Genomic DNA, 9495 nt, shown 5'->3' with positions numbered 1-9495 from the left:
TCTGCCGATAAGGTGATTACCTGCAAGCACACGCTGCGCGACAGCCCGCCAGATATCCTGCTGACTAACTATAAAATGCTCGATTACCTGCTGATGCGCCCCGGCGACCAAAAGCTATGGCGGCACAATAAGCCCGGTATGTTGCGCTATTTGGTGGTGGATGAACTGCATACTTTCGATGGTGCGCAGGGTTCCGATTTGGCCTGTCTGGTGCGCCGCCTTAAATACCATGTCGGTGTCGATAACGGACATTTTGCTTGTGTTGGTACTTCCGCGACCGTCGGTGATGAACTAGGGCAATTGCTAGATTACGCTCAAACTATTTTTGATCAGCCGTTCACCGATGCTGCGGTGATCCGTGAAGATCGTTATAGCGCAGCTGAGTACTTGCAAGGTTTTGAAATAACTAACAGCCAGTATCCCGCGCCAGAAGATAAAACGGCGCTTGAACCTCATCATTATGCCACGCCGGTTGACTATCTGAATGGGCAAATTCCTCTTTGGTTCCCTGAAAGTACATTGCGTCTTCCTGAGAATCTGGAAGACGATAACGGGCGTGAAAAACGCGTAGCACTCGGTGAAATGTTACGTCGCCACAGCGTGTTGCATGTGTTACTGCGTGATTTACAGGGCGGTATTCTTTCCGAACAGCAGTGCCTTCAAAATCTACAGGTCATGCTTGCTGAAAGCCCGGAACACGCCGCTCTGGTTTTGCAAAGTATTTTGGCGCTGATTGCTCAGGCAAGGCTGGAAGTGCCGGAAAACCCAGGCGACCATCATCAGCGCATTACGGCAGGCAAACCACGCCCAGTATTACCCTTCGTACAGCTGCGTTCACAATTATGGTTACGTGAAATGCGCCGCCTGGTGGCGAGCGTTTCAAAAACACCGCAACTGGTTTTTGCCGATGACCTGACCGTTGAAGACCGAGAACATCATCTGCCGGTAATCCATTGCCGTGACTGCCATGCCACGGGTTGGGTGAGTATGCGCCACGGGCAAAATGTGCAGCTGGAAACCGATCTTGATGGGATTTATCGCCAGTTCTTTGAAAAGGGCCGCTCGATTGTGCTGGCCTTCCCGGATAAGAGTGAAAAAGCCGTTAGCGGTATGCATCAAAAATTATGCCCGGCTTGCCTGAAGCTTAATAAGCAATCCAACGTGCAGTGTGGGCACTGTGGGTATAGCGAAATGGTGCGGGTACTGATCCCTGACATGCTCAAAGAGCGCAAAGACCAGCTTGAGTTCGCCAACGAATGCCCTTATTGCAACAGCAAAAATGGCATCTCGATCCTCGGTTCCAGAGCGGCTAGCTTATCGGCGGTGATGATCCATCAGCTTTATGGCAGTAAGTTTAACGAACATAAAAAGCTGATCACTTTTTCAGACTCCGTACAAGACGCAGCCCACCGCGCAAGTTTTTTTACTGCCCGCACGTGGCCATTAATGGTGCGTGGGCAGATTGCCCGTTTACTCAATGTGGGTGAAACCTTACGGCTTGACGTATTCGCCCAGAAGGTTTGCCAGCAAACACGTGAGTCCTCGACCGATGACGCACATTTTGTGGCGAATTTCATCGCGCCAAATATGCAGTGGCTAAACGATTATCAGACGTTAAAAATCGAAGGCCAACTTACTGAAAACTCGGATCTTCAGGAGTTGGTTCGTTTACGTCTCGACTGGGAGGTGTGGAGCGAGTTTACCCTTCGTGCCAGCATCGGGCGAACGTTAGAGACCACGGGTTTTGCTGCTACCGGCGTGGATACAGAACGGCTTAACCCAGCAATTAAAGCGCTACATCAGCAGCTTTGCGAAGAGTTGGGTGACCCGATGAATGGCGTGACGGTTGAACAAGTCACACATCTGGCTTTAGGGATTTTGTGGTATCAGCGCCATGCTGGTGCGGTGATGCATCCGGCATTTGAAAGTTATCGGCGGGATGGCACGACCTTTATGATGACGCAAAAAGAGCGTACATCACGCTACATGCCATCTATCGGCCCGAAAACGCGTAAACCTGTTTACGCCTCATTTGAAAAAATCACCGGCTTTCACCGTCTTATCGGATCTAAAGATAACCCAAGCTGGTATCAGCATTGGTTAACTCGCTCATTAAACAGCGGCGATAATATTTTTATCAGTAGTACTTCGGAAACGATATTGCGGCTGCTTTATACGGCGCTGCAACGTGCAGGAATCGTGACATCTTTCGATACCAAAGGCCGTGAAGCCTGGGGATTGAGTACTTCGGCACTGGTCGTCAGCCGCGATGTCACTCAACTTAGCTGCACGTGCTGCCGGGAAATCGTTCGCGCGCCATCCGAACAGGCGTGGCTTTGGGAAAATGCTCCTTGTATGTCACTGCGCTGTGATGAAGGTCGCTACCAGATTACTGATAGCAAGCCGACGCTGCGTTGGGACAATATGGATATTGCTCGTGTCATGGGAGCTGAGCATACCGGCTTACTTACCCGTGAAGATCGCGAGGCAACGGAAAAATCGTTCTATCGCGGCACTAAGCCCTGGAACATCAATTTATTATCAGCGACCCCTACGCTGGAGATGGGGATCGATGTTGGCGATCTTTCTTCGGTTCTGCTTTGTTCCGTACCCCCGGCTCAGGCTAACTATTTACAGCGTATCGGGCGTGCCGGTCGTAAAGACGGGAATGCATTAAACATTACTGTTGCCGAAGGGAATCCACACGACCAGTTCTTCTTTGAAGAACCGCTGGAGATGATGCAGGGGCAGGTTCAGGCTCCGGGTGTATTTCTCAATGCGGTGGCGATTCTCGAACGACAACTCGCCGCGTTTTGCCTGGATAACTGGGTAAAAACGGGGGTGCCGGAATCCGCAATCAGTAAAAACGTGAAGCAGATGCTCGATGAATTGGATACTGGCCGTAAGGGCGGTTTCCCATACAATTTCCTGCGCTATGTGCAGGAACATCGTGTGGCGATTGCTGAACGTTTTGCCGGGATTTTCCCGCAACTGGAAGCTGATACCCTGCTGCAACTGACCCATTACCTCACCGGTGAGCAAAATTATCGTTCGCTTGAACAAAGAATAGATACTGCACTGGCGCAATTACTCGAAGATCGCAAGTCACTACGTGCACGTATTGATAAGTTGAAATACAGCATTGAGAAGTTGAAAGCGGCGCCTCAGGATCAAAATTACGAAGCTGATTTGCGTGAACTGACTTCTGAGCGTTCAGCATTGCAGTCACTGATTCGTCAAATAAACGACAAGCAGACCCTGAACTTCCTCACTGATGAAGGCTTGCTGCCGAACTATGCTTTCCCGGAAGCCGGTGTGACTTTACGTTCTGTTTTGTGGAGGCGTAAAGAAGGGGGGCAAGAACGTGAATTCCAGAATACAACCTACGAGTATGAACGCCCTGCTGCCACAGCGCTGGCTGAGCTTGCCCCCTTGAATAACTTTTATGCTGGTGGGCATAAAGTAGAGATCGAACAAATCGATCTTAACGTCTCGAAGCCTGAAAACTGGCGGATATGTAGCCACTGCAACTACAGCGAAAATATCGATCAAACGGGTGACCAGCATAAGTACTGTCCAAAATGTGGCACGCCTGTTTGGGCTGATGCAGGGCAGAAAACGACCTTACTGAAATTGCGTCAGGTCTATGCTCGTGCCAGTGCACGCGATAGCCAAATCAGCGATGAAAGTGATAGCCGCGAACCGACTTTCTTCCAGCGGCAGTTACTAGTGAGTTATGAACCTCAGGATGTCACGGCGGCCTATGCCATTGACGAAGGCGAAGTCCCGTTTGGCTTTGAGTTCTTGAGTAAAGTGACTCTGCGCGATATTAACTTCGGCAAGATGTCTGATGATGCCAGCGAGTTGATGATTGCGGGTGACAAAAAGCGACGCACTGGTTTCCAGGTTTGTCTGAGCTGTGGAATGGTTAAACGCCCGCGTAACAATGATCCGCGGCGAGATCATGATCTGAGCTGTAAGTACCGAAGTGAGCCAGAAAAAGCGAAGTTTGAAGATTATCTCTATCTTTATCGCCAGCTGGAATCCGAAGCGCTGCGTATTTTATTACCTGTAACCAGTTACAGTAATGACCGTATTGTTGAGTCGTCACTTGCTGCGGCCATCCAGCTTGGGTTGAAAAATTACTTCAAGGGGAATGTTGACCACCTTAAGGGCGTTGTGTATCGCGAACCTGAAAACGAGGGTGAATCCTGGCGGCAATATCTGGTTATCTACGATACGGTGCCGGGAGGAACGGGCTCTCTAAAAGAGCTGATGAGAACGCCAGACAACCTGCTGAAATTGTTGCAGCAGGCCTATCAGGCATTAGTGGAATGTAGCTGTAATCACGATACCAGCAAAGATGGCTGTTACCGTTGTGTATACGCCTATCGTGACCGTGGGCGCATGAAGTTTGTTTCACGTGACCAGTCACGCGTACTGTTGGCGCAAATTCTTAAAGCCAGCGATAAAATTCGCCAAATTAAAACCATCAATAGTATTTCGCTCGACGCAATGATGGGGTCTGAGCTTGAGAAGCGATTTATCAGCTGCTTACAGGAGCAAAAAAGCCTGGTTGTTAGCCGCAGCTACGCGCACCAAAGCGCAGGCTGGGTTATCAATACCCGAGCGGAGTCTTCGTCCAGTTGGCATTTAAAAGCACAAGTAGATTTAGGGGTTAAAGAGGGGGTGGGTATTCCATCACGCCCTGATTTTGTTCTTTACCCTATTGCGCAACCAGCAGATATAAAGCCAGTCGCGATTTTCCTCGATGGTTATGCATTCCATAAAGACTGTGTGTCTGACGACGTACAAAAACGTCAAGCAATTAAAGATAGTGGTCATTATCATGTCTGGACTATCGGTTGGCGTGACCTCAACGAAGCGGGCTGTAAGCATCTTCAGGATGTACTAGGTCTTTTGCATAATCCGGAAATGAAAAAGCCTACGGTTTATAACCGATTCCATGATGTCAATTTTGTGACCTTGCATACTTCGGTACAGGACAGGAACAGCTTCGATTTGTTACTTGATTATCTGACGGAGCCTGAGCAAAAAACCACGCTTTGGAAAAAGCTGGCTGCTGCACATGCCTGGGTATGGCTGGACGTTAAGCGTTCGCAAGAGCCAGGTGTCCAGCAAAAATATGCTTATGAAATGCAGGAAAATGCCTCACCTGTACGTCAGAAGCAGATTTTACCCGACGAACCCTTTGTTTTTGGCGGGCTTCTGGACAGTTGCGGTTCATCTCAACCATTTATTGAGTTGGCATCAGTATTACTTCAAAGCTATCTCAAGACTATGCCAACAGCGGATCAGCTGTGTGAGGCATTACGACTTCATCTCTGCTTTGATGACCGCCATTCAGAAGATAGCGGTTATGAAGCTGGATTTTATGGTTTCTGGCGCCTGGTGAACCTGCTGCAATTTTTGCCTGATATGTCGTTTACCAGTCGTAAAGCAATACACCAGCCACAAGAAAAATTAGTAGTTTTGCCGACAGAAATAGCTCAAGAAGTGCAGTCAGATGCCAGTTGGGCAGAAATTATTGAGTTTGAATTACTCACCAATGAAGAAATTGCTTTGCTTCAGGCTCATGACCTTGGAGCGCCTGTTCCTGGCTACGCCTTACAAAACGATCTGGGTGAGATTATTGCAGAAGCCGATCTTGCCTGGCCTGAACGGAAACAGGTCATCATTTTCGAAGATGAGAACTTCGCTTCTCATTTCACAACACATGGCTGGCAGGTCGCTTTAGGCCCAATCAGCGAAGAAACCTTACAACATCTGTCAGGAGGTGATAAATGACGGTTCAGTCGCCAAAAGTGGCACTTTCTGATGGCTTTTTGGGGGCGTTTGCTCGTATCCCAAAAGCGCAGCAGAAGAAAGTTCAGGAGTTTATTTCTAAGTTTCGCCAGGATCCCACCAGTAATGGGCTGAACTATGAAAAGATTCACGATGCTCGAAGTACCAATGTCCATTCGGTTCGCATTGATCAAACTTATCGCGGTATCGTGCTTAAACCAGAACAAGGCGCGATATATATGCTGATGTGGGTGGACAAGCATGACGAAGCCTATGAATGGGCGCGCCGTCATGACTGTTCGATTCACCCATTAACTGGGGCGATTCAGGTTATTGATATTAGTTATATCAAGGCTGTGCCTGAACCTGTTGCACCTGATAAACCTAAGCTGTTTGCTGCATATTCAGCCGATCAGATATTGGCATTAGGTGTTCCTCCTGTATTTATCGATCAGGTTATGGTTCTTACGGATGTCGATGGGCTTAACCAGCTTGAAAACGTTATGCCTGCAGAGACCTGGGAGCCACTTCATTGGTTGTCTGAAGGATTGGATTACCAAGAGGTTCTGGAAGAGTTTAACGACCGCAAAGATGTGCCTGTCGATACTAACGACTTCATCGAAGCTATTGAACGCAGTAAGCGTCGATTCCATGTAGTGGAAAATGAGCAAGAACTGCTCCAAATGCTTAATGCACCACTAGAAAAGTGGCGAATCTTTTTGCACCCCAGCCAGCGTAAGTTGGTAGAAAATCCAGCGACCGGCCCTGTTCGTGTATTGGGTGGAGCAGGTACAGGGAAAACAGTAGTCGCTATGCATCGTGCAAGATGGCTTGCTCAACGTTTGGGTGATCAACCTGGCAAGAAAATTCTGTTTACGACTTTTACTCGTAACCTTGCTGCAGATATTCGCGCCAATTTACAGCGTCTTTGTTCTCGTGAAGAAATGGCTCGCATCGAAGTTATTAATATTGATGCCTGGATGAGTGAACAACTTAAACGCCATGGTTATGATTTCCGTGTAGTTTATGAAAGCGATGAAGGTCGACGTAAATGCTGGAGTTATGCCTTGCAGCAAGCCCCAGCAGAGCTCGGTTTATCTGATAATTTTTACGCGGAAGAATGGGCTCGGGTAGTGCAACCCAATGCGGTCTACAGTCGTGAAGACTACCTTAAAGTTAGTCGGCTAGGGCGAGGAACGGCATTGTCGCGTATTCAGCGAGCCAAAATATGGCCTGTATTTGAAGAGTTTCGTTCCCAAATGGCACGCGCAAAATTGCGTGAAATGGGGGATGCGATGCATGAAGCGATTGTCCTGTTTAAAGAAAAACAGGTTCAGTTACCTTATAGCAGCATTGTGGTCGATGAAGCCCAGGATATTGGTGCTCCGGCCTTTACTCTAATTCGTAGTCTGGTACCTGAGTCACCTAATGATCTGTTTATTGTCGGTGATGGGCATCAGAGGATCTATCGCAATAAGGTTGTCCTGGGGCAATGTGGCATTAATGTCCGTGGTCGCCGAAGTAAGAAACTAAAAATTAACTACCGTACAACCGAAGAAACTCGTCGGTTTGCCGTTGGGTTGTTGACTGGAGTTAAGGTAGATAACCTGGATGGTGAAGCAGATGCCAGCAATGATTATCTGTCATTGCTGCATGGTGATTTACCAACCATAACGCATGCTACCGATTTTAAAGAAGAAGCAGGCACCATCGTTAAACAGATTCAGGCGTTACTGGCTAATAATGTGCGTTCCCAGGATATTTGTATAACGGCCCGTACCAAGCACGCCTATGACCGTTATGCTTCTGCGTTAGATGATGCTGGAATTGAAACTTATTCTTTAGGCCAGGACAGCGGTGATACTGATCAACGTTCTGGGGTGCGTATGGCAACGATGCATCGCATCAAAGGACTTGAGTTCCAGTATGTCTTCCTTGCCGGGATTAACGATGGTGTTGTACCTGAGGTGAAAGCAATAACTTCAGATGATCCTGTAGAGAAACGTGATGCGTTGTTCAATGAACGAGCATTGCTTCACGTGGCAGCAACACGTGCAGTAAAAGGATTATTTGTTTCATCATACGGTAAACCTAGTTTCTTACTGGAGCCTGAAAGCGAGTAACACAACCAGATAACCAGAAGCTACAGCTTCTGGTTATCTGCATTTTAGCCCTAATCAATATCGGCCACTGATTTGCTGATTTGGTAAGGATTAGGAAATCAAGTGGCACATGGAAGGGCTTTCGCAGTGCACAAATTGCGTGTTGTTAGCCCTGTGGGCATAAAGGACTGACGCAACGAAATGTACATAGAAAAATTTCTGACTGAATACGATGACTCGCTAACAGGTGAATTGAATGTTGATCCGCTTGGGCAATTAGTCATCTGGTCGTCCTGGGGACAGGACATCTTTCATAGCCGTATTACTTCTATCGCAAATGATGTGCGGCAATACACGCTGAATCTAATGCATCACAGCGTACTGCGCCAGCTGCTGGCAGATGACAAGCAGCAAACTGCTGGCGCGATGAAAGGCCTCTACCGCACACAAAAGATTGAGGATCAGGCGAGTCAGGATTTTGTTAACACCGTCAGCGACGTCATGACACAGACCCTGTCAGATATATCGCTTCCCGCAGCCGTTACCGCTGTGGTCAGCTCGGTTATAAACGCAGTTGCCTCTATTGCCAGAAGTGTCTGGCGATTTTTCTTCTAAACCTTCCTGACGGTTACCGGGCACAGGTTCCGGGAAATCTGTTCACCTTCGTAGTGCAAACTCCTGGTCATGAACGGGGAAACACGACGGCGATGAAGACCTACCGCAAAGATGCGGATGTGGGTGTGCAACACGCTGTCATTGCGCAGCTTGCATATGCACTGCCAGAGATAGCGCCGTTTGACAGTAAGGCGGGTGTTAAGGCTGTCGGTGATGCGATTCGTAAGCAAAGGTGATGTGGGCATTTAAATGTGTTGAGGGCAATTTCGGTGTATTTTACCTATTGTATTATAAATGCGTTGGTTAAGATTGTGGCATCGTTATAGGATGGCAAGAGAGCGAGTTCTGGTGAGGTTGCTGGTGGTAGGGCATTACAAGATGACAAACCATGCCAACAAATGCTTACTGTCTGGCCTCTATTCATGAATATTCCATTTTGTGGCGGATTACCATGCCATACGTTTGTTTTTCAACTATATAACGTTTTGAGAGGCGTTTATGTCTTGCCCATTGCTCGTATTTCGCGTTGGCTACATGCCGTTTTATGATGGTGTCGATACTATCACCAGTGGTGGAGCTTACATTAGAGCAAACGGTGTTGGTGGAGAAATGTGGAACTTTCATGATGAAGCAGGAAGGTGCTATGGGTATGTAATGACAAAAGGTTTTGCTGGTATTGATCTTCGCAGGTTGGATGATACGGTTTCATGGGAAGAAAATGACGAGTTTGATGGAGTAGACGTTGTATTTATTGCAAAAAAACCGGGTGTGGGGCAAGTAGTAGTAGGTTGGTATAATGGAGCCACGGTATTTCACAAAAAGTATCGAAGGTGTTCAGGAAGGAAGAAATTTGGAGATTGGGATACATTTGATTACTTGTGCCAAGTTGATGCCGAACATGCCATTCTTCTTTCAGAAGACTCAAGAACATTTGAGGTGCCATCTGCTTCAGTCGATGGTAAAGGTTTCCCTG

5 protein-coding genes are annotated in these 9495 nt (G+C 47.8%); all 5 read left to right on the top strand.

The genetic code is table 11. From position 1 onward, the window contains the following. Positions 1 to 5808 (top strand): Zn-binding domain-containing protein (locus VJY99_RS10130; RefSeq protein WP_324117973.1); only part of this gene is annotated, 5808 nt, incomplete at its 5' end. After that, positions 5805 to 7928, top strand: coding sequence for an ATP-dependent helicase (locus tag VJY99_RS10125; RefSeq protein ID WP_324117971.1), 2124 nt, complete (start codon positions 5805 to 5807; stop codon positions 7926 to 7928). The genes VJY99_RS10130 and VJY99_RS10125, both read left to right, overlap by 4 nt. Before the next feature lie 180 nt (positions 7929 to 8108). Next, complete coding sequence (locus tag VJY99_RS10120; protein ID WP_324117969.1) at positions 8109 to 8522, top strand: hypothetical protein; 414 nt, start codon at positions 8109 to 8111, stop codon at positions 8520 to 8522. A 92-nt stretch (positions 8523 to 8614) separates the two neighbouring features. Further along, positions 8615 to 8758: a hypothetical protein gene (locus VJY99_RS10115; RefSeq protein ID WP_324117968.1), complete on the top strand. Its 144-nt coding sequence runs from the start codon at positions 8615 to 8617 to the stop codon at positions 8756 to 8758. 262 nt (positions 8759 to 9020) lie between these two features. Continuing rightward, positions 9021 to 9495, top strand: a 475-nt coding sequence (locus tag VJY99_RS10110) for a hypothetical protein (RefSeq protein WP_324117966.1), incomplete at its 3' end; no start/stop codon positions are given.

The organism is Buttiauxella sp. (genome assembly GCF_035271705.1).
Lineage (GTDB): Bacteria > Pseudomonadota > Gammaproteobacteria > Enterobacterales > Enterobacteriaceae > Buttiauxella.
Note: the sequence above shows the minus strand (reverse complement) of the source record. Positions and strands in the feature narration are given on the sequence as shown.